This is a genomic window from Hymenobacter miniatus, assembly GCF_016427455.1.
Lineage (GTDB): Bacteria > Bacteroidota > Bacteroidia > Cytophagales > Hymenobacteraceae > Hymenobacter > Hymenobacter armeniacus.
This window is the reverse complement of the sequence record NZ_JAELXR010000033.1, coordinates 1-531: the sequence shown is the minus strand read 5'-3', so window position 1 is coordinate 531 and position 531 is coordinate 1. Positions and strand designations below refer to the sequence as shown.

General features: G+C 47.6%; 2 tRNA genes and 1 rRNA gene. All 3 read left to right on the top strand.

Annotation, left to right across the window (positions count from 1 at the left end):
- A 16S ribosomal RNA gene (locus tag JAO73_RS22860) occupies positions 1-70 on the top strand; the annotation flags it as partial.
- Positions 71-201: 131 nt separating this feature from the next.
- Positions 202-275, top strand: a tRNA-Ile gene (locus tag JAO73_RS22855).
- A 36-nt stretch (positions 276-311) separates the two neighbouring features.
- Positions 312-388 (top strand) — tRNA-Ala (locus JAO73_RS22850).
- The last annotated feature ends 143 nt before the right edge of the window (positions 389-531 follow it).

Here is a 531-nt window from a genome sequence, read left to right as displayed (position 1 = left end):
AGAACAGGTAATTAGGGCTAAGTCGTAACAAGGTAGCCGTACCGGAAGGTGCGGCTGGATCACCTCCTTTCTGGAGCGGCCTTGCTCACGATGTTATGAGTGCATAGTAAGTTTAACTTGATTGTTGCTCTTTGTTTGTTTTCTCATTCAAATTATTTTGAAAACGGATTCTACGTTTGCCTTCGGGTATCGTCGAAACCCGGGCTTGTAGCTCAGGTGGTTAGAGCGCTACACTGATAATGTAGAGGTCCGTGGTTCGAGTCCACGCAGGCCCACTGTTACTAGCGAGGTTACTGTTGGTAAGGAAACCCGGGGGATTAGCTCAGCTGGCTAGAGCACCTGCCTTGCACGCAGGGGGTCAACGGTTCGAATCCGTTATTCTCCACCACAGTCTCACATCAATTGGATGTGGATAGATTAAATAATGAAAAACAGTAACTGACTGATTTTTCACATTGTCACTGGATACGAGAGTGACGCACGTTCTTTGACGTAAGGGGTAACAAAAACGAAGCGTGGCGCGCTTGTTCC